The sequence below is a fragment of the Desulfovibrio sp. SGI.102 genome (assembly GCF_050314315.1).
Taxonomy (GTDB): Bacteria; Desulfobacterota; Desulfovibrionia; order Desulfovibrionales; family Desulfovibrionaceae; genus Desulfovibrio.
Map to the genome: position 1 here is coordinate 1 of NZ_JBNPNC010000004.1, position 21,234 is coordinate 21,234.

The 21,234-nt window shown below is 55.0% G+C and carries 18 protein-coding genes; 6 read left to right on the forward strand and 12 right to left on the reverse strand.

Annotated features, from left to right (window positions below; translation table 11 throughout):
- Window positions 1-187 precede the first annotated feature (187 nt).
- Window positions 188-949 carry a hypothetical protein gene (locus tag ACQRCJ_RS01725; RefSeq protein WP_427799216.1) on the forward strand — a complete coding sequence of 254 codons (762 nt, stop codon included), beginning with the start codon at window positions 188-190 and terminating at the stop codon, window positions 947-949.
- A gap of 87 nt (window positions 950-1,036) precedes the next feature.
- Here ACQRCJ_RS01725 and ACQRCJ_RS01730 read toward each other — a convergent pair whose 3' ends face one another.
- From ACQRCJ_RS01730 to ACQRCJ_RS01785, 12 genes are all read right to left on the reverse strand, one after another.
- Complete coding sequence (locus ACQRCJ_RS01730; protein WP_427799217.1) at window positions 1,037-1,390, reverse strand: DUF4172 domain-containing protein; 354 nt, start codon at window positions 1,388-1,390, stop codon at window positions 1,037-1,039.
- A gap of 154 nt (window positions 1,391-1,544) precedes the next feature.
- Window positions 1,545-1,874, reverse strand: a complete 330-nt coding sequence (locus ACQRCJ_RS01735) for a hypothetical protein (protein WP_427799218.1) — start codon at window positions 1,872-1,874, stop codon at window positions 1,545-1,547.
- 735 nt (window positions 1,875-2,609) lie between these two features.
- Window positions 2,610-3,296: a hypothetical protein gene (locus ACQRCJ_RS01740; RefSeq protein ID WP_427799219.1), complete on the reverse strand. Its 687-nt coding sequence runs from the start codon at window positions 3,294-3,296 to the stop codon at window positions 2,610-2,612.
- 945 nt (window positions 3,297-4,241) lie between these two features.
- On the reverse strand, window positions 4,242-5,075 hold the full coding sequence (locus ACQRCJ_RS01745; protein ID WP_427799220.1) for a tail fiber protein: 834 nt from the start codon (window positions 5,073-5,075) through the stop codon (window positions 4,242-4,244).
- Between the two features lie 113 nt (window positions 5,076-5,188).
- Window positions 5,189-5,449, reverse strand: coding sequence for a Txe/YoeB family addiction module toxin (locus ACQRCJ_RS01750; protein ID WP_168936265.1), 261 nt, complete (start codon window positions 5,447-5,449; stop codon window positions 5,189-5,191).
- A gap of 4 nt (window positions 5,450-5,453) precedes the next feature.
- Complete coding sequence (locus tag ACQRCJ_RS01755; protein WP_427799221.1) at window positions 5,454-5,708, reverse strand: type II toxin-antitoxin system Phd/YefM family antitoxin; 255 nt, start codon at window positions 5,706-5,708, stop codon at window positions 5,454-5,456.
- A gap of 1,098 nt (window positions 5,709-6,806) precedes the next feature.
- Entirely contained in the window at window positions 6,807-7,865 is a 1,059-nt protein-coding gene (locus ACQRCJ_RS01760; protein ID WP_427799222.1) for a hypothetical protein, read from the reverse strand.
- A 2-nt stretch (window positions 7,866-7,867) separates the two neighbouring features.
- Window positions 7,868-8,230 carry a hypothetical protein gene (locus ACQRCJ_RS01765; RefSeq protein ID WP_427799223.1) on the reverse strand — a complete coding sequence of 121 codons (363 nt, stop codon included), beginning with the start codon at window positions 8,228-8,230 and terminating at the stop codon, window positions 7,868-7,870.
- Window positions 8,231-8,260: 30 nt separating this feature from the next.
- Window positions 8,261-9,055: a hypothetical protein gene (locus ACQRCJ_RS01770; RefSeq protein ID WP_427799224.1), complete on the reverse strand. Its 795-nt coding sequence runs from the start codon at window positions 9,053-9,055 to the stop codon at window positions 8,261-8,263.
- A 17-nt stretch (window positions 9,056-9,072) separates the two neighbouring features.
- Complete coding sequence (locus tag ACQRCJ_RS01775; RefSeq protein ID WP_427799225.1) at window positions 9,073-10,620, reverse strand: hypothetical protein; 1,548 nt, start codon at window positions 10,618-10,620, stop codon at window positions 9,073-9,075.
- Between the two features lie 68 nt (window positions 10,621-10,688).
- The gene (locus tag ACQRCJ_RS01780; RefSeq protein ID WP_168936273.1) at window positions 10,689-12,569 is read right to left on the reverse strand and encodes a hypothetical protein; all 1,881 of its coding nucleotides are present in this window, start codon (window positions 12,567-12,569) and stop codon (window positions 10,689-10,691) included.
- Window positions 12,570-12,971 carry a hypothetical protein gene (locus tag ACQRCJ_RS01785; RefSeq protein WP_427799226.1) on the reverse strand — a complete coding sequence of 134 codons (402 nt, stop codon included), beginning with the start codon at window positions 12,969-12,971 and terminating at the stop codon, window positions 12,570-12,572.
- A gap of 814 nt (window positions 12,972-13,785) precedes the next feature.
- Here ACQRCJ_RS01785 and ACQRCJ_RS01790 point away from each other — a divergent pair.
- The 5 genes from ACQRCJ_RS01790 (at window position 13,786) to ACQRCJ_RS01810 (ending at window position 21,221) form a co-directional block, all read left to right on the forward strand.
- Complete coding sequence (locus ACQRCJ_RS01790) at window positions 13,786-14,625, forward strand: hypothetical protein (RefSeq protein WP_427799227.1); 840 nt, start codon at window positions 13,786-13,788, stop codon at window positions 14,623-14,625.
- A gap of 1,460 nt (window positions 14,626-16,085) precedes the next feature.
- Window positions 16,086-16,328: a hypothetical protein gene (locus ACQRCJ_RS01795; protein ID WP_168935928.1), complete on the forward strand. Its 243-nt coding sequence runs from the start codon at window positions 16,086-16,088 to the stop codon at window positions 16,326-16,328.
- 210 nt (window positions 16,329-16,538) lie between these two features.
- Window positions 16,539-17,951, forward strand: coding sequence for a hypothetical protein (locus tag ACQRCJ_RS01800; protein WP_427799228.1), 1,413 nt, complete (start codon window positions 16,539-16,541; stop codon window positions 17,949-17,951).
- A 49-nt stretch (window positions 17,952-18,000) separates the two neighbouring features.
- A complete protein-coding gene (locus ACQRCJ_RS01805) occupies window positions 18,001-19,404 on the forward strand; it encodes a hypothetical protein (protein WP_427799229.1) in 1,404 nt (467 codons plus the stop codon).
- Window positions 19,405-19,532: 128 nt separating this feature from the next.
- A complete protein-coding gene (locus ACQRCJ_RS01810; RefSeq protein WP_427799230.1) occupies window positions 19,533-21,221 on the forward strand; it encodes a hypothetical protein in 1,689 nt (562 codons plus the stop codon).
- Window positions 21,222-21,234: the final 13 nt, after the last annotated feature.

The window sequence follows — 21,234 nt, forward strand, 5'->3', positions numbered from 1 at the left end:
GTTTGTGCCTCCTCATATCACATATAGCTAAACGTTGTCTTCTCGGTAAAATATGTTTAGCAAAAATGGTATGGGGATCACGACAGATGGTTGTCAGCATTAGATCCTCAGCCAAGTGCACACGGTCGTTTCGCTTCTCAGAAAGAATTTGCTAACTGACAAAAAACAGAATTAGTAGAGGTGCAAGATGTCAAAATTTATTATGGTACTTCTTACAGTTATATTCCTTATGCCGACTGTGGCGTTTTCTTTCAGTGAAAGTGACCATGAAAAACTTATGAAAGAAGATTATGGATACAAACAAGCAAATGACATACTCAACAAAAATTGGGACAGGATTCGTAAAGACTTAAAAGGAACTGAATTTTTTAAAATTGCTCTTGCTGAGCAAAGACAGTGGCTAAACAGCAGGAGTGAACGTATTGATGCTATCGTTAAAAATGGGGCATCACTCGCTGCGGCTGCTACAATAGTCACAAACCAGCAAGCAGACAAGTTGCTTAAATTTGCAAACCACGATCTTGGTGATACAAAAAGAAAGATGTCTATCGAGGACAGACTTGCACTCCTTGAGTTCGCTGTTCAATGGTCTGGAAAATATACATATGGCGAACCTGATGGTGAGCAGTTTGATATGGATGGAATGACAAGATATCCAGAATACGGACAGACTGTGATTTCTTTTTTGAATTCAGAGATAAATATCAGTGTTTCTAACTCTTCTCCGCGAGGTTCATCCTGTGAATTCGCGTCACCATGTACTGTGATTGATAATATACTTATATGCAAGGCATATAACGATTTAGGGGATAAAGAATATGCTGTTGTGACTGGATATGTCGGTATTGATAACAGTGGCAATAAAACAATAAGTATAATAGAGACTCCAGAATTTGGCTGGTGTGGCATTGGAGCACACTTAGATGGTACGTATACAAAACGTCAGTAGCTTATCTAGTGATGCTGGCCATAGCTGGCATGAATCAGTTAAGAAAGTATAACTTCGTAAATGAGAAAACCCCCACTTAGCTCCGAACTAAGCAGGGGTATCTACTAGAATAACCAGTTCAAGCATGCATGATACGAGGAGAGTTTTATCAACCACGTTCCTTCCGGACGGCACCATTCCGGCCATTTCCAGACCAAGCCTGCGGGCCAGTGATGACCTTACCTGCGCGGCATCGAGCCTCTCACCTTCTATGGCACTGGATTTCACGATGTCCATGGTCATGGCCGCAAGCCCGGCCTCAGAGCGGACATAAAATCCCAGAGTGCTCATGCGGCCGAGCAGCAGTCCTTGCCGGTACCTCACAGCTGCCAAAGGCTCCGCAAGGACGGAGAGATCCCATCTGAAGTCAGGCCAATCCGGCCTTTCGTGTATGTATCGCATATTCTCCGCACTCCTTGCGGTGATTATGCGTGATATTCGCCGCAAACACAATGTTCACCGCAGAGATCGCGGAATCTGCCACATTATTCTCCGCACCCCATGGTGACAGCGTACCTGCCGCGTCCACAGGCCTTTCCGGATAGTCCTTTCTGGCCTAGCGTCTCAACTCCGGCGGCAGCTGCCTTCCCAGACGTTCAGATTCGTACGCCTCACGGCAATGATCGAGATCACCGAAAAGCAGGAACAGGCCGTCGACGATCTTCCGTGGCCAGTCCGTGCCTGCCAGAGAGAGGCGCCAGCAGCGACTGGACAGAGTCTCGTCGGCCCAGACCTTGCCGGATGACGGATTGCCGGTACTGATGAGTAAGCTGACGACAGTGAAGAAAAGGCAGTTGAACATCTGGTCGAAACAGATGAGCGTTTGCCAGATATTGTGCTTGATGACGGCGAATTTCGCCTCAACGGACGTGAAATTTTTGTGCATGGATCTCTCCGCGTGATTTCCAAAGATATTGCCGCGAAGATGCCGTGGATTCAACTGTCATGACGAAAAAAGATCCACCGTGTGTAGATAGTTGGACAATCTGTTTTTTCTTTTTGTACCTTGACAAAACAGAATACGCATGATTTTCTAAATACGAGCATACTGGATGCGTTGGTCTCCCTGTTGGATGCCGTTCTGGTGCGGCATATCGTGCTTGGCCCGGTCTATCGTGGACCGGGCCATTGCTTTTTTGAAAAAATTTCCCACCTGGTTTGACAAAAAAATGTTTGTATGCTTACCTTAAAATGCGTTTCATCAAAGGGAGTTTCAATCCACAGCCACCCTATCCGTCGGCGGCGGACTCAGTCGGCGGACGGGGCGACTGTGGATTGAAACATCCTCTTGTCGTGGTTGGGCAAGAAAAAATCCATACATACATGGCGTGTGTGGTACTGTACCCGTCTCTTTTGAAGAGGCGGGTATATGTTTTTTGCGGAGTAAAATCGCCAAGATATATTTTTTGTCAAAAAATTGCGGTAAAAATTTGACAAAATATGGAACAGGCGCTTTAATAAGATAATCGTCTCCAAATGTGGCAGCCTTAGACGATAAGGAGCACCATGCCTGTACCGCCCGTGGTGCTCCTCCTTGCCCGGTCCCCCCAGGACCGGGCTTTTTTGTCTGCATTGCCTGTAAAATTAGGACCAGCTGATAAAGTGATCGCTAAATGGCCTATCAGATAGTCTCCACCTCTTCCACCGTCTGCGCAGCGGCCACGGCGGCCTTACGCTGCCCGCCCTCGGCCATTTTCGTTGCCTTGTGATTCAGCGCGGCCGCATAGATGGGCAGGAAGGTCTCGGCGGTCAACTGCAAGATAACCAGGTCGCCTTTGCTGTCCGCCGTGTGGTTACGGTAGGCATTCCAGGGCGTGGTAGTGGGAATACCGCCGTCGCTGGCCGTCGCGAGCTGCATGGACACAGCCGCGTCGGCGAAGTTCTGTTGGTCAAAACTGTCATAGGAAAAGTGCAGCAGCTCCAGCGTGTTGGTATCCGGCGGGGTGGCCTCGCACTCGAACCCGGCCATGATGGCAGAAGAGGTCTCGGCGTCGATGGTGGCGAGTTTGCGGGCCTTCACGTTCTCCAGGGAGTTGTAGACTTCCTCGGCGGCTGCTGCTTCGGCTTCCAGCCGTCTTTTCTCCTCTTCCCACAGGGCCACATACGGCGCGACCCGATCCGCGTAGCTGTCGGCGGCCAGGGGCTCATTGTGGGGCTGCTCATGGCCGTAGCCTTTCCATTCGATGTGGCCCTGCAGCCCATCCCATTGCAGCGCGTGCATGCGCCCCGGAGCGTTGAAATCAAAGGTCAGGGCCTGATCGTCCACGATCACGAGCCTGTCCGCAGGCACAACGGTTACTCTGGACATGTCTTTTCTCCTTATTTTTTGCCGCATTGCGGCGGGTTAAAAAATCTTTCCGGCACTGTCGGCGCCACGACGTTGAGTGTGGAGCAGCTGGCAAGCCATGAGCATGCGTATATGGGGTCTCCCACCTATCAGATGAGAAACGGCTCCACTGATGCTGATGCTGCGTATAGACCTATCTCTCAGATAACAGGTACAACCGGCGGTTCTCAGCCTCACACGCACAGCCTGTCCGGGGTCAGCTCCGAGGGGGCCAGCAGCCTGCCGCCGTACTATGCTGACCATTATGTGATCCGCGTCTGAGCGGCGACAGACGAGGGGTTGGGGGTGGTGGCCGGGTGTTTCCGGCACTGTCGGGGAGGGCGGGTCACATAGCCACACGCTTTCAGGCAGTGTGAGTGCCATGACTTTGACCACATCGCAGATGCCGAAACACTCACATACCTATGCTAAATTTCATTATCCTGGCAGTACATGGTCACAAGGCGCATCTCAATTTTTAGAAACTACTGGCTCTACATCTACTACTGGTGGAAGTAGTTCTCACTCCCACAGCGACACGTTTTCTGTCGGCAGCGGTGGATCACACAGCCATTCTCTGTCTGACGTGTCGTCAACAGAGGCCAACCATATTTCGCCGTACTATGCGGGGCACTATGTAATCCGCGTCTGAGCCCCGGCAGACACGGGGTTGAGGGTTGTGGCCGGGTATTTCCGGCACTGTGGGGGCCACGACCCTCACGGAAGCACAGCTGGCCAGCCACAGGCACAATATTAAGACATACGCGGGTGCCATCGGAACGATAACACCCCTGCAGGTCTGGGAGGCGACCGGAGGAACAATCCGGCTAACGGAAAATACCGGTGGCTCCCAGCCCCATACACATACGTTATCGGGAGCATCCGGCGCTTCCGATAGTCTGCCGCCCTATTACGCCCTGGCCCTGATCATGCGCATCGCATGATGTACGCAAGCGTGTAGTACGGGGGCAGGGAGGATGCTTCCCCAGACGCGCCGTCCAGTGTGTGGGTGTGGGGCTGGCTACCGCCAGCTGAATCAGTATTCAAAGGGTTCCCCCAGCTCCAGCCATCCAGATGATGGCCATTGGTATTAAGCCCGGTTTGATTGGGGACGCTATGCGTGTGGCTCGGCATTTGGCTCGTGGACAGTGTCGTAGCCCCGACAGTGCCGGAAATACTGTGCGAATGCGTCTCCGATCCGCCAGTGGAGCCAGCGGGCACGGAATCCGACGCGCCCCGAATCATGCGTCCACGCAGATCGGGCACGGTGCCGCCCTTGCCGTCGCTGCCACCGTCACAGAGTATCCAGTCCTCACGGGCCTCTGTCTCCCCAGGCATGATGGCCCGGCGGCCGTCGCTCCCGCCGAAGGTCACGCCGTCGATGGCAATAGGCACGCGCATGGGGAAAATATTCCACGGATCGATAGAGCTGGCAGCTGCATCAGCGGCGTTCTTCGCCTCAACGGCCTTGTCATACGCAGCCTTTACGGCCTTAGGAGTGGCAGCCACACCGGAATCGGCACCGGACGTGCTGTTGGTAGCATCGCTGAGCTTCGTCGTACCGTAAACAGTTCCGGACGCCGTGCCGATCGTCTGTGCCGGGTGCACATGGTCGGCACGGGCAACGGTGTTGGACGTACCCGCGGAGGCGGTACCGCCGGCCTTGGGCGCTTCCGCGCTGAATGGCATGATGTCGCCACGCAGGGTGACGCCTGCTCCGTTCGTATCGAAAAGGCGCTTGAGAAGATTGGGGAAAGCCATGGGATATGTCTCCTGGTAGGCAAAATTTCTGAGCAACCAGGTGGTTGCCGGATAAATATTGCTTTGCGGGGAGACAGAGATTCAGGAGATGAAAGCGCGTCGTGTGCGAGCGGTCAATAATGGTAGCGGCATTGGAGGACGATCAGAGCCGCCCCCTGCTCGTCAAGGCGATACACAAGGCGGTCTTCCTGATTGATGCGACGGGACCAGCATCCCGCAAGGTCAAAGCGGAGCGGCTCCGGCTTGCCAAGGCCTTCAAACGGATTGCGGAGCGCATCACGCAGCAGCTCATTGATGCGCTTCAGCGTCCGTTTGTCGGTCGCCTGCCAGTACAGGTAATCGTCCCACGCCTGGGGCGTCCAGGTCAGCAGCATGGTGCTAATCCTTAAGGTCATGCTGTACGGTCTTGCCCGTGTCAGCGGCGTGCAATGAATCCCGCAACCGGGCGGCATTGGCCGGGGAACGCAGCAGGTAGGCTGTCTCCATGATGGCGTTGTAGTCCTCCAGGGACATCAGCACCACGGAGGGAGACTTCTGGCGTGTGATGATGACGGGTTCGTGGTGGTCACAGACCCGGTTCATGATTTCCGCAAGGTTCTGCCGTGCCTCGGTGTAGGTGATGGCCTGCGACATATGCACCTCCTTTTGTACAGATATAAGTACATATTTTGCCAATTCTGTCAACACTCCGAAAGCCGTGCGTGGTGGAAGAGTGCAAAGAAGAGTGCGAAGAAGAGTGCAAGTTGGACACTTGGTCGCACTCTTCGTATTTTTACTGTTATTCATTAAAATGAGTATATTATGAAATATTTCAGCGCACGAACTGTCCGAAGAGTGCAAAGAAGAGTGTAAATTGGACACTTGGTCGCACTCTTCGTATTTTTGCTGTTATTCATTAAAATAAGCAAGTTATGAAATATTTCAGCGCACGAACTGTCCGAAGAGTGCAAGGAAGAGTGCAAGTTGGACACTTGGTTGCACTCTTCGTCAGGTACCGTGTTTGCGGCCGTGTATCGTTGGCAAAGATGAAGGAATACTTCAGCGCCAAACGGAGACAGTCAGATGCCTGAAAATATTCCTCATGATATCGCCTATATCACCAGAAACGAGCTGGATGACAGGCCATTCTCGCCGACAAAGCCGTCTCTTCATGGAACGGAGGCTGTTTGTGGCAGGCCTGACAGAGCGGCGCGTCAGGCAAAATACTTGACATGACTTTGCCGGTATGCTTACAAAAAAAGGGCGGTGAGTGGTGCTAACACCCACCGCCCTGCGCGAACCCCGCGCCTCACCCAAACCTGTTAGGGTTCAAGTTTCAGCGGCCCCGGTAGTTTTTGCCGAACTACCGGGGTCGAACCTTATCCAATATCGCTAGCTGCACGAACGCAGCAGGACAGTCAGGAGAAGGGCCACAGCTCCGGCAGTGACCTTGATGGACACGCTGATCTTCAGCATGTGCACCACCTCCTCACGGGGCAGGACTTCGCGCTGTCTGTGGAGGCAGGCGGAGTATAAGAAAAAGGCGGCCTACCTTCAAGGCCTATTCAACTATAAAGTCAAACCACATAGTTGCAACATGCCGTAATCAAAACAAAAAGGCCCCATTCTGTCGTGAATGGGGCCTTTTTGCCGGCGACATTATTGCCGACATTTCCGGCTCTTCGTCGACCGTCCGTCGCACACCTGACTGGATGGATTATCAATCACATCGACGCATTTTTCAACAGGCTCCTACACGGTCACCAGCACGTCCATCGTCGCGGGAATATCCTGGTAAAACCGAATGAGCGTCGAGGCCGAGCCGGACGTCCCCACTTCCTTGTAGGTACACGTATCTGCGTTATCGCCGCCGGCGCACATCACGCCGTCAAGGTATACCTTCAGGTGCCCGGAACCGACGATGTACGACGGCACGGTATAGTCCGCGTTGGCGGCGATGACGGATGACCGCGTACCGGACGCGGAGTGCTGCGTAGTGTCGTTCTTCCGCTTCGCCGTGATGCTGACATTCTTCGAACCGTCGAACGACGCGGATCCTGTGACGTCCCCGGTAAGGGAGATCGTACGGGCTGTGGCCAGGGCCACGGCCTTGCCGTCGGTACGCCCTGTTCCGCCACGGACGGTGGCCAGCGTACCGGACGTGATGTTATCCGCGCTGTGATCGTGCGCGGACGGAGCAAACGTCGACGGCTTTCCCGTTACGCCGGACCACGGCACGGATGCCGCGGCACCTGCCGTGTACACGACAAGGGCGCCACTCACCGTCTGCTCTGTCTGCGACCCGGTAAAAACAGCGCCGTCCGTCACGCGGAACATGGCCTTGGCCGGGTAGGATACACCGTTGATACTGGAAGCGGCCGTGATCTGTACGGTGTCCCCTGTCTGGACATCGGTGCTCTTGAGCTTGAGCAGAGCGGCCACGTCGGCGACAACGACCAGACGTTCCAGCGCTGCGGCAGGGATACGCCCGATGTCGATGGTGCCGGACGTGATCTTTGAAGCATCAAAACCTGTCAGCGTGGCGGCAATGGAGATGCCGGCCGAACCGTCAAAGTCGGCGCTCCCCGTGACCGCGCCGGTCAGGGCGATATTGCGCTTCGTCGCCAGCTTCGAGGCTGTGGACACCGTCGTCTGCTTCGGGTGGACATGGTCCTCACGGGCGTAGCTTCGGGACACGCCGGGCGCCGCCGTTCCATGGGCCTTCGGGGCCACGGTGGAAGCCTGAGGCGCGTTCGCTATATAATCGCCGGCCTCTTTGAGTTGCTTAAGGATCTGAAAAGCGCCGGCCATGTTTACCTCCCGACACGGACGAGGATGCTTGTCGTTTTGTCCACGGTGTCCGTGAACGTGATACTGGTCGAAGGCTGGCCCTCGGTACCGGCCTCATGGAAGTCGGTACCAAGGGCGCACTTCAGCCCGTCCAGATACACCGAGATATGAGAGGCCCCGACGATGTATTGCGGCACGGTATAGGACGTGCCGCCGGCGATGTCGTTGGATCGTGACGCGGAATAATGCTCCACCGGATCGGTATCCAGCGCGGCAAGAACAGCGTCCAGGGGGTACTGCTCATTATCCATCTGGACGGTGACGGCGGATGCCACCGTTTCGGGCCAGATGGGAGAGCCGAGCTTGTTCTTCAGGGTTCCTCTCATATCTCGATGCTCCGGTTGGATACGCCTCAGCTACGCGGAAGCCTTTTCGAAGTACATGCCGCCTTCACGCAGGGTGGCGGGAGCCGGGGCACCGTTCTCCACCACGGCGAAGTCGACTTCGGCAGCTGTGGTGGCGGCGGCGGCCACCTTGCCGTCGAGCACCTTGCCCTGTTCAGCGGACAGGGGCACGGCGGCGCCGCCGGTGGCCAGGTCATTGACGATGGAAGCGGTGGCCACCTTGGTGTCGACCACGCCGGACAGGGCGGTGATCTTGCCGTCCAGCACCTTGCCCTGATTGGCGGACAGAGGCTTGTTGGTATCGGTGGAAGTCACGTTGTCGACGATGTCGGCCGTGGCCACCTTGGTGTCGACCTTGGCAGGCAGGCCGTTGATGTCGGCGGCACTGATGGTCACGCCCAGGTCGGCCAGCTCAATGGTCAGGTCGCCGGTCTTGCCGTTGACGCTGGTGACGTTGCCCTTCTTGCCGGTGTCGATCCAGCCGGGGGCCCCGGCCTTTTCAGCGTCCCACACCCAGATGGTGTCGGTGTCGTTGCAGATGGCGTAGTCACCGGCGGTGCCTTCCTTGGGCAGGGCTTCGGCATTGGCGAAGCTGCCCTTGAACTTGCTCAGGACCTCGGGCAGCTTTTCCAGCTTGATGTTACCGTCAGGGCCCAGCAGGCCGTCATAGGTGGTGACCTTGCCGTCGATCTCGCCACGCCAGACCTTGAGGGTCTTGCCGTCATCGTCCTTGACCTGGTCGAAACTGGTTTCGGGATACAGCTGGTTGCCCAGCTTGTCCTTCAGCAAACCTTTGATGATAGTCATGGTAGTTACCTTGGAGGTTATGGTTGTCTGTATAAGAAGTCGACTTCCTCTTCAGGAAGGACGACCGTTCCGCTGTCGAAGAGGAAGTCCGGGTCGATGACCTTCTGGTAGTCGTCCCACAGGATCCAGCGCAGACTGAGCGGCTTTTCCCAGTAATCCAGACCGGTGACGACGATCGCGCACCAGAAGGTGGTGTACGGCACGTCTGACAGGACGCGGATATGTGTCCTGTCCACTTCCTCATATTCAAAAACGGGCTGCAGCAGCATGCCTGAGCACCAGACGAGGAGGGAGCCGTCATTGACGGTGTGATCCGGCACTTCCACCAGATCTCCCTCAGCCAGCGGGGCCTGCTGCACCCAGTTGTATCGCCGGGCGACGACCAGGTTGTCGACAAAGGCGACGGCGTCGTCCCGGGCTTTCTCGGCGAGCTTCTTGGCTGTCTTCGCATCCTCGGCGCACTCGCAGGACGTACCGGCGTGTTCCAGTGCCCTGCCGGCCTGTACGCGGGCTTCTCCAGCCTGCGTTTCAGCCTTGTCAGCCCAGGACTTCGCTTCGGATATCGCCTCTGACGAAGCCTTCTCGAAGGCCAGCTTCGCATCGGCAACGACGCCACGTGCTTCCTCGACCTTTCCCGCGGCAGCTTTCGCGCTGTCCGCAGCTTCGTTCGCCTTGTTCGCCGCCCTGTCCGCATGCTCCTGGGCGCTGGCTGCATAGCGGTCGACAGAGTCCAGGACCTCGAGGGCCTCATCGCGTGCCTGACCGGCCTCTTCAGCAGCCTTCTCCGCCCTGTCGGCATGGGACGACGCGGTGCCGACGAGCTCCTGCAGCGTCCCTTCCACAGACAGGATCAAGCCGTTGACCTTTTCCTCGGCCTTGGCCAGGAGCTCGCGGAAACGTACGGACAGACGGTGCAGGCACAGCTTTGTGACGAAGATGATGCGGAACACGGAGAAGTTACCGTGCTCCGTCATCGATTCGGCCCAGCGTTTCGAAGACTTCGTGCCTTCACCGCCGGGGCTGTTCCCGCTCTCCGCCCAATCCGCGGCAGCCTTCGCGGATCGGGCGGCGTGTTCGGCATGGTATTTGGCCGAGCCGAAACTTTGCGGATCGTCTTCGTCCGGTACTGCTTCCAGGGCGAAGAGACGCGCTTCCTGGGCGCTTTTTAAAGCATCCCTTGAAGCTTTCGCCGCCGTGTCGGCGTAGGCAGCCACTTCCGGTGTGATGACGGCGCCGGTACCGCGCGGCTCGTACGGTTCGAGTTCCGTGATGTCGTGCAGATGGCAGTCATGGTTGGGGACGGTGGCCAGAGCGCTGAAGCCCGTACCGTCAGGGAGCTTGACGGTGAAGAGGTACTCGCTGCTTTCCGTGCCGAGTTCGTTCGGAAAGACAGCGAGACGGCAGATGCCGTCAGCCCCTGTGAAGCCTTTGTAGCTCTTTGGGACGACATAGCCCTGCCAGCGGTCGACCGTTGTGAGTTTCGCTTCGACCACGGCGCCCTGGACAGGCTTGCCCACCTGGTCTTTGACGACGGTGGATACGAATACGGTTGGGGTCAGGGCCATGTCGTGTTCTCTGTCTGGGTGCTTCGTTATGCCGCGCTGCTGGGCGCGCGGCCTGTTCCATGGCCGGGTCAGTACGTCCCGCCCTGTCCGTGGCCAAGCTCCGTGCCGTACGCATACGCGGCGATGGGATTGTATCCGTGGATATCGCTTTTCTTGCCGTAAGATGCCGCGTCACGAAGCTGGTCCTTGAGGTAGCGGTGGTTCATGGCAGAGAGCCAGTCGGGCGACTTCGTCACCACCCGCGTCAGGGGCGTCGTCTCCGGTGCCACTTCCAGCTCCTGCGTCACGCGAACTTCATTGACCATGTTCTGCTGTAAATATTGCTGGGTGCGTGCATCGATTTCAGTTCCCACAGTCAGGTCCAGGACACCCTGCGCCAGGACCATGCCGAGGGCCGCGTCCGTCTTCACCGTCCTGTACGGCAGCGATCTCACCTTCTCCACAAGTTCCTGGTACGTGACCACATCTCCAGGGAGCAGGTCTGACGATCTCGGTGCCTTGATGATCCTCACATAGGCGTGGGCGTTCCTGGCCAGGAGCTCGAAGTGCCTGCGGTCCATCTTCATGCCCGAGGCCTTGTAGATGTCGTACATGTTCTGGGCGGCCGCGCTGCGGGCAAAGCCGAGATTCCGCAGGCGGGCGATGTCCTTGAGGTTGTCGACGCCCGTTGAAAGCTCTTTGCCCGGCCAGACCTCGACGCCTTCTTCCACGCCCTCCGCGAGCCTGAGGTTCGGAGGGATGTGGTAGTCCCAGTGGTTGCGCATGCCCGGCGTCGGATTGGCATTGACGATGTAGCGTTCAGGGACGGGACGCGTCTGCCGGATGGTGATGATCTTGCCGCCCTGCGGCGCCTGCCTGATGCGGAAGACAGTGCCGATGACCTCGCACAGGACTTTGCCGTTGGGGTAGTTCTTCGGCGATTCCACGAACTGGCGGAAGCCCGCCTCGCCACGCAGGCCCTCATGCTTCACGGCCATGGACGTGGAGTGTTTCGAAGAGAGCGTCATCTGAGTAAGCGGCTCGCCAAGGCTGCCCGCGGTGACCAGACCGGCGTTGTCCCCGATCTCCCACTTCTTCCCTGTCCCGGGACGCAGCCCCATGCACATCCGGCATACGGAGCCGCCTTTGCCGTCACAGGTCTCCGGACTGCGTACGAGGACCTGCGTTATGCCGCGAGCCAGCAGGTCCTTCTGCATGTCCGGCGTGACGAGGTCGTTGCGCTTGTACGTTGCGACGTCACGGGCAAGGTAGCGGTCGATGATGTCGTCATCGCGAGTGCCGAGCAGGATGCCGCGTTCGGAACCGCAATCTTCGGACGAGACCACCGACGTGGACAGGGTATTGCTGAAGACCTTGAGCATCTCGCCGGGTTTGGCCGTGGATACGGCGCCCTGGGCGATGTTTCGGCGCGATTCCACGGCACCGAGCCAGAAATGGAGCGGGTCGACGCCCTCGGCATAGCTCTTGGGAAAGATCTCGGGCACCACGCTCCCGTCATGGGCCCCGACGACGCCGGGGGAGGTACGCAGCTTCATGAGCTGGGTCTTGTTCCCCGTCAGGGCCGAGCGGACCATGACGGAGGCGTCGTCCTTCGACCCGTCCAGATCGTTCTTCGCCAGGTCCATCTGCAGGTTCGTAAGGTGGCCGATGACCTTGTCGTCATCACCGCGATCCTTCTTCACCAGTTCCGTGTACTTTTTGATGATGGCGTCACGCTTCTCCCTGTTCGGCACCTCGATCTCCCGAAGGCCCATGGTCACGGGCTCCATGGTGGAGAAGGTGTCGCCGAGCTTTTTCAGGGCCGAGACGGTCGCGTCGTAGCGGTCAGGGTACCGGCGCGCCACCTCGCCGAGCAGCTCGTTGAGGTAGGACTTGTCCACCTGCCTCGTGATGGCCATGTCCGGCGGCAGGGTCTTGTCGATAAGATACTGGGCGAATGTCTTGGCCATCTACCGCCCCTCCCTGTCTGTCCCGTTGGCCGCGCTCACGGCATCGTCCAGACGCATGGCGCGACGTCCGTAGACGTAGCCGCTGCGCGCCGTCTGGGACAGTGTCTCCGCGATCTCCGGGGTAAGGAAGGCGGCACCGGCGCCTACGCCCCCAAGACCGCCGAGTCCGGCGACGCCACGCTTGTGCCTGCCAAGGAACTCTTTGGCTCTCTTCGCACGCTCCTGTGCCGCTTCCGCCGCCCGTGCCGCGCCGGCATTGACGCGTCCGGCGGTGTTTCTGAACGTGTCTTTGAACCCCGTCCCCGCCGTATTGGTGAACGTGCCGAAATTGCCAGCGGCCCAGCCCGCGAGGACTTCGCGGCTCGCCGTCTTGGACAGGATGTCTTCGAGGACGGAGTGCATGACAGCACCTGATGCCGTCTTCACACCATGTCCGGTGGAAGGTGTCGCCTGGGGAGGGACGGGGGTCTGAAAGATATTTGTCTTACTCATATCATTGCCGTTTATAGTTGCACTGTTACTTTGAGTTGCAGTTCGAATTGCAGTAGATGCAGTCTGATTAAGAGTTGAAGTAAAGTTGCTGTCACTGTTAACGGGGGTTTCGGGGGTGACGCTTGGCGAAGCGAAGATCTGCGCCGCTGTGCCGGCGAGCCGGCGGGCTCTTCTGAACATCCGGGGCTCCTTGATTTTTCAGGATATTACGCTGCCAAGAAGATTGCCGGAGACAGTGTCCGGGGCTCAGCGGTATCGGGGACCTGACGATGCCGGAGGCTCAGTCGGCGAAATCGCGTGAGGATGCGTCCTGAGCGCCAAAAGGGCCGTGTCCGTGACTCGGTACGGGACAGAGCGCTTTCGAAGCTCCTTGGGCCGTTTGCGGCCCGTTTTGGGCTATGTCCGATGCTGCGTCTCGTGCTGAAAATGCGATATGCCAAAAAATCGCTCGTATTTAAATTCTAAGCGATTTTTTGACTTGCCAGCTATCCCGGTATGCAAAATTGCATTTGAAAGCTCACAGAAGCAATTCTGTGCGAAATTTTGCCATGTCCGATGCCACGTCCGTCGAAAATCAGGTAGCCGCGCGTTATAAGAACCCGAGGGTGTCCGGGAAGACGGCAAACGACCACGTCCGAATGCCGGGTAAAAATGCCTGAAACCCCTTGCCAATCTTGGGAAATCGGCGATTTTGCCATATTTCATAGCAAAAAGGTAGGTTATTATGCGCAAGGGCGCGAAAGTACGCGTGGATGCAGGGAAAGTCTCGCTCAGGAACAGGACGGAGGATCCTGCCTGGGCCAGACGGCTGGTGGAGCTGGCCAAGGTGACCAGGGACGGGTACAGGGCGGAATTCGAAGTCCCCGGTGTCTCTTTCGCAAACAAATTCGAGGAGTTGCTTATGCGGCTCCCGGAAAGTGCCGGCGACTGGGTGACGATGCCCATGAACTACGTGCTCTGGCTCTACGCCCTTGGCTGCGACGAGGAAGAGGGCATGCGGCTTTACATGGGGCTGGCGCATGCCGCGACGCTGGCCTGCAGGGCCAGGGAAACAGCGCTCTCGGTGCCGAAAGGGGACATGCCGCTGTCGGTCGGCTCACGCAAGGTCCTGGCGGCGCCGGAAAAGTCGTTCAGGCGGTCCGACGGAAGGACGTTCCACCGGCTGAACATGATCCTGACGGCCTTGTGTTTCGCGGCCTGCGGGAAGATCGGGAAGTCGGAGAACGCACGCGTCAGCGAGGCGATCACGGCGGCGGCCCCGCTGGTGGGCCTGGCGCTCCCGCCAGTCACCGGAACGGCGGAAAACCCGCATACGGCAAGCGTTAGCGATATCAATCCGCTGACCAGTACGATGCTTTTCACGACCGTCCCGACGGGGACAGGCAAGCTGCTGCTCATGCTGCTGCTCAGAAGGGCCTGGCCGATGTACAAGATCACGACCCGGGAGATCACCCGTGAGGACTTCGCTGTGAACCTGCTGACGTACTTAAACTTATCTATATTTTCGGATTTTGACCAAAGTAGGAGGACTTCATTAACGTTCTCAAATACTTATCTATGGTAAATAATAAAAGTTATAGCACTATAACTTTTATTATCGAAAATGTTAAATGCGGAAATTTTTGAAAACTGTTTGCGCAGTGAGGAAATTACAAACTAATATTTTGTAAAAATGGCCTCCAAAACTACTATAAAATTAAGTAGTTACGGAGGCCATTTTAAATGCGGAAACGGCGGATAGTTAAGTATTTGAAATTACACATTATCCAAAAAACAACTACTTTCCGAAAAAAACACACACCCATACGGGAAACGTAACGTGTTTTACGTCCCGTGGTGCATGTATATATGCGTCACACACAGGCATGTGTTAAAGTATATTATATCAATATATCTTGATATACATATATAATATATATTATATAATATATATTATATTTCTCCCATATGATATGTAATACATAAAAATACAAGAGGCGTATTTATAAGTTACTTTAACACATGGCCCGCGTATACAGGCATATCATCGCTTACATCACACCTCACGCCCGTGGGGGTATGCATTTTTTCCGGAAAGTAGTTGTTTTTAGGATAATGCATAATTTCAAATACTTAGGTATTAGCCATTTCCGCATTTATTTTCGCATTTTAAATATCAGTTAATACAGGTAGTTACGTATGCAATTTTGCCGGTATATTAGTCCGTAATTTATTCACTGCGCAAACAGTTTTCAAAAATTTCCGCATTTGAAATTTTTCTAGAGTTTGCAAAATAGCTTATATATAATTCAATATAATTATATTCCCGCAAATCGTTGTGGCTCTAGGGCCATATTTTTTGAAAATAGATTTCAACTACAGTACCTCTAAAGTGCTAACCAAGCAATTTACTATAGTATAGAGTACCTTATTAAATTCATTTACGCATTTAGAAGCCGTTAGAGAAGATTATATTTCCGCATTTAGAATCGGCCTCATCAAAACACTCATTTAACCCTTATTTTTTGGGACTGATTCGCTAAACAATTTTTGCCCACTCAGCAAGAATTTTTCCGCATTTAGTTTTTGCTGAAAATCAAAATATAGATATATTTTTAACATATTGATTTTACTACATCGAAAATTTAAATGCGTAAACAAATTATTAGTAGAAATTCCTGATTGTACCTATAATAAAAGTTATAGTGTACTTTTGCTGTCTTAAGTAACATTATATTTTTGCTATCTACTTGTTTTTATTAAAAAAGAGTCATTTACGCATTTGATAGTGATAAATTTTATATAGTTACGTCACAAATAGGAGGAATTACTACACAATCACCGCAAAAAATCGGTCGAAAAAATTCAATAAAACAACACAACTAACGAAAAATGCCTGTTAACTGCGGAAATTTCGACCTCATTATTAGTAATTATTACTATTTAATGTTATAAGTCACTGAAGATAAAGGATATATCCTGCATCTTTCGTTTTGGCAGCCCGACAGGGCCACGTATAAACAACCTTAATCAAAGGAGCATCTCATGCCCGCTATCACTTTCGTCCGTTACACCGTCGTGACCGAAGGCCGTGAACCCGTCCAGTACCGCTCTGAAGAGGGCATCACCCTCCGCGAGGTCCTTACTGAGGAGCTCGGCGTCAACCCTTCCAAGCATGACGTCCTCGTCAACGGCATCACGGCCGGGGATCTTGATGTCGTGGTGAACAACGGCGACAGCATCGTCCTGGCCACCAAGAAGTACTCGTCCGGCAACGCCGCGGCCTAGTTCCGGTTCCTGAGCCCCGGTTTCTGAGGCTCTTTCCCCGACACCGCAACCCTACGTGCCGCGAACAAACAGGCCGGTGATCCTTTTCCGGGTCACCGGCCTGTCCTCCATATAGTAGACGCCTGTTACCGAAACCTGCTTATTTTTAGCCGTATTTTCCGTAAAACTCTTTGTCCTCTGTTATAAGTATGCAAAAAGGAGATTTCCATCATGCTTGCACACGTTATCAGAGAAAATTACGCCGAAGAAACGGCGCAGAGAAAATTTTCCCCAATCCCGCCAACCTCCCCGTACAAATGCGCCTCCCTTGCGATGGACAGACACTGCCTCGGAAACATCCTGGACAAGGTCATTAGTCATCTCGCGGACAATCATACCATAAGGTACATGGACATCCTCGAAGCCCTGTCGACTCTGCAAGGTTATGAATGGGACACCCTTTTTACGCTTGAGGACGAGATCAACAAAGCCGTCTTCATGCTAAACCAGGAAGGATGGACCTATCTTTATCCGTACGGGTTCGTTCCCTTCAACTACGTCAACTACTACGGCAATCGCTGTCTGGAAAACGGCGTCGACATCATTGAGGAAAAGTCACCTGAAAATCTGCACATCACGAAATACATCCTGTCCAGGAGCATATCCTTCATGTCCGAACTCCTGGGGCACATGGAGTACATCAGCAAACTCTATACGCTTGGCGGCATTCAACAAGCCTGTTCGCTGTTCATGGCTTTCCATATGCAGGCGTTCGCGTGCGCACGCCCGGAAACAGGCTTTGGAGAGATGGACACACACGATCTTGTCACGGAATATTTCAGACTCGAATCGTATGTCATAAAAGACTTCCAGGTACTTTCAAGAATGCTCAACGAAGAAGTCACTGCCAGCGTCTGGAATATATACGAAAGAGTATACAACGTACTCAAATACTCAGTCCCGACGTATGGAAGGATGCTGCTGCCTGACATAAGCATGAAAAATCTGGTAGCCACGAAAAATATCATCCTCAATGCCAGAAAGCTGCATGGTGACGTCGTGAATAACCAGTATGCCGGTGACGGTCCGGAAGCGGCCGAGCGTCACTGTTCACTTATCGATGACGCCGCGGATCTCGAACGGATCAGGTTCATCGACAACAACCGCACAATCTTCCTTCACCACAGGGGCACGAAAAACGGTACCATGCCCGGGTGCTGCGTCGGGGTGGAGCTGCGCAAGGCCCCGCGCCTGCTTGTCCCCGCCTTCATCGGGAGGGATGACACCGGCATGATCTGCCTTCTCTTCCCGTCAGCTCGAAAAGTCGCGGCACTCCTCAGAAACCTGTACGGCATGGAGGCTTACGACCCGCTTGTCAGTTTGAATACGGAAGAGAACGTACTCATGAATCCTGAATCACTGTCTTTCCCGGACGTCGTCACGGGCTTTCTCAGGGAGCGCAAGCCCGGTATCGTCTCTTACTGTGGCCTTACCGACGTGCTCACCTATCTCAAGAACGGTCGTGAAGACCAATCGCTTCTTCTTGGAGGAACGTGTGGCGATTCTGGATGCAATACGGGCACGGCAGGAACTGCGAATACGGTAGACCCCGTGAATCTGTTCCACAAAATATATCTGCTTTAACAACGACCCAAAAACAACGACCCAAAAACAACGACCAGAAGGAGACTTTATGCCGACTGATCAAAATGCCGCATGCGAGAACATCAATCGCATGTTCTTTACAACTGTCAGCACGAAGCAAAGAAAGGAGCAGCTTGTGTTCGACCTCAATGCTGCGAGACGACGCGTCATCCTCTTGCAGAACGAGCTCGATACCCTTGAAAAAATGGGAGACGTCAGGAACGTCACTTCCAGTATGCTGGAAGAACTCAAAAGACTGTTCCCCTGGCTCCATGTGTACACATGCACGGAAACGAACGAACTTGTTATCCTTACCGTCGGGCAACCTCTTTTGTTCCACGGGAACAGGAACGTGTTAGGCACATCCGGCAATGATCTCGTAAAAAACCGCGAGATCATCTACATGACGTTGCCTGTGTACAAATTCGAGGCAAGGTTGCAGCGAAACGGCGGGATAAGGATGCAACAGTGTTCCGCGTATGTTGTGGAAAATGGCGAGGAAAGGCTCAGGAAAGGGCAGGTCGGGCACCCGCATGCCATCAATGACCGGCAGGGCTGGTTCAGCTCCGTATGCCAGGGAAACAACGACTTCATGCGGCTGTACGACGAAGGGTGCAGGGGACGGATGACGCCGGAAACCCTCATCCTGGTCATCAGAAAGATCTGCCTGTGGTTCCTGGAGGCCAATCTGTCGGACATGTATGGTACATCACCCTGCGGGATCGTGAACCTGCCGGACAGCATGACGTTCTTCCACACGCGTACGTGCTTTGACATGTCATCGGAGCTCCTCGCGATACTGCAGGAACGCGTTGGCGTACATGCCGTTATGGACAGGCTGCATGAAAGGGTGACCGTTTTTTCCGACAATGTCGGCAAAGACGTGCAGGACAACTTCCTTGATCCGCTCAGACTGTATTGCGTGGCGGCAAACACTGCCGAAGCCGATCCGGAAACTGCTCTGGCGCGATATATGAATGCGTACGCTTTCCTCTGGGCGAGCGTCCTGCACAGCTGGGCATCGTCCAGAGGCGTGAGTAACGCCTTTATCAGGGACTGCCTCATGCACGCCATGCGGAATGACATCAGGCTTCTGAAGGACACGAACGAAGTAGCCGCCCCGTGCATATACAGGCCCTGGATGTCTCCGGCCACCATGCTTGCCGCGCCGTCAGCATTGCTTGATTACGGCCCGGCATGGGGAATTGGCGGTGAGAGCATGTCGGCACTCCGCAGATATCTTGATCCCGGACATGAATGGATCGAGGCACGGCTGCACGAATGGGATACGGCTTTCGGGAACAGTGTGGGCACAGGCATGCCTGCGGACACAGACGAGGAGAACAGAGACGAAGAGGAGAACAGAGACGAAGAGGAGAACAGAGACGAAGAGGAGAACAGAGACGAAGAGGAGAACAGAGACGAAGAGGAGAACAGAGACGAAGAGCGATAAGACAAATGCAAAGCACCACAAAAAACAGCCGAAGGGCCGTCGGGGACATCACCCGGCGGCCCTGAATTTTTTCCGGGCAGCGTGACAAAGTTACCCGCGGGCAACCACCAAACAAAGGAGAAATTCTCATGTCGTGCATTACGAACATCCAGAAAACCATTGCCGGAGCTCTCACCGGGAGAAAACCCGCTGGAAACAAGCAGGAAAACAAGCAGGAAAACAAGCAGGAAAACAAGCAGGAAAACAAGCAGGCTGAAAACAAATCGAAGCCGTCCGCATTTCACTACCCCTTCCATGACCCCAATCCTTTGCGCATCAGCGACTGGGATACGGAACTGGTATCGGAGGATGCCATGTACTTCCCCATTCCCGGGCAGAAGGACGTCCCTGTCAAAAGTCTCGACACACTCATCCACGAAGGACGTGTACCGGTCTTGTGCTTCACGGCGACGCTGTACCGGGAGATCCGCCATATGGTGGAACGGAACGCCAACAGCGAGCTGGCCATGTTCCTTACGCTGAAGCGTCTCCACGCGCACAAGCCCGTCTTCCTGGCCTTCGACTTCTTCATGCCGGGCCAGGAGGCGAGTGTGGGCGGTGTTTCCCTCGATGCCGATGACTGCCGCAAGTACTTCGATGCGCTGAAGGATGTTCCCTACTACAAAGAGAACGGCCTGCACAGGCATCTGTGTCATCTGCACAGCCACGGCAGGAACGGTATCTTCTGGTCCGGCATCGACGATGAGCAGCAGTTCTCCAGGGATGACCTTGGGTACATGGACGACTACCGCTTCTACGTCGTGGTCAACGCCGACGGCGGCATCAAGTGCAGCCTGGTGACCTACACGCCTGTCCTTGCCAGGGTCGATGCCGCCGTGGCCATCGCGTGCAACCGTCCCGAATACATCGAATGGCTTTCCAGAAGCCGCAAGAAGGAACTGGACGACCTTGTTGGCGAAATGGTCAGAGGCAGGTCGGTGGCGACTGTAGTCGACTTGTTCGGTGACATTGCTGGCGACAGCTTGCACGACGGCCTCAACATACCCGGCCGGGGCAAGGTGATGCCTCTGGACGGCAACACTGACGGGGACAGCCTCAGGAGCTGGACATACAAGCCGGGAGTCCTGTCCAGGCCGCGTCCCGTTTTCGCCTGCACCGGAGACACAGCCGCTCCCGACGGGGGACACGCCCTGAAAACCGTGGGAGGGGCTGCATCGAATCTGGCGGAACTGGTGAACTTTCTTCAGGACATCGGCATTGGTGAAGATGTGGATCTTGATGCCCGTGATCCGTTCTACCTTACTGTCGGAGGCTACTTCATGCGGGAACTCCATGAGGGGTCGGCATCTCGCGAGGAGGCGGCGTCACGCTACGAGCAAGACAAGATGGGTGAGCTGTTCAGTATCACCATGTGGCTGCTTAGCCTTGACGGAGGTTGGGCGGAACGTGCCGGAGACCAGGATCTCAAGGATGAGAACAAGCTGCGCTTCCTCGGGACGACGCTCGCGAAGTACATGCGCAATGTGTCCCGGCTCTACGGGGCTGGGGAACTGGACGCCGTGCCGAACAGCCGGGAGGATAGCCAGGATGATCTGAACGATCCTATGAACGATCCTATGAACGATCCTCTGAACGACCCAACGATCCCTTCCCCTTCCGTATCCGAACTGCTTGCCTTCCCGGATGATTGCCTTGAATCCTACCAGGATCCTGAGGACTACGCGAACGACGTTACCAACGCCCTGTGCAATGACATCATCTACATCGTGTGCAAGGCCATCGACCTCGGCAACAGCCACGAAATTCGAAAGCAGTAATCTCGAAAGCAGT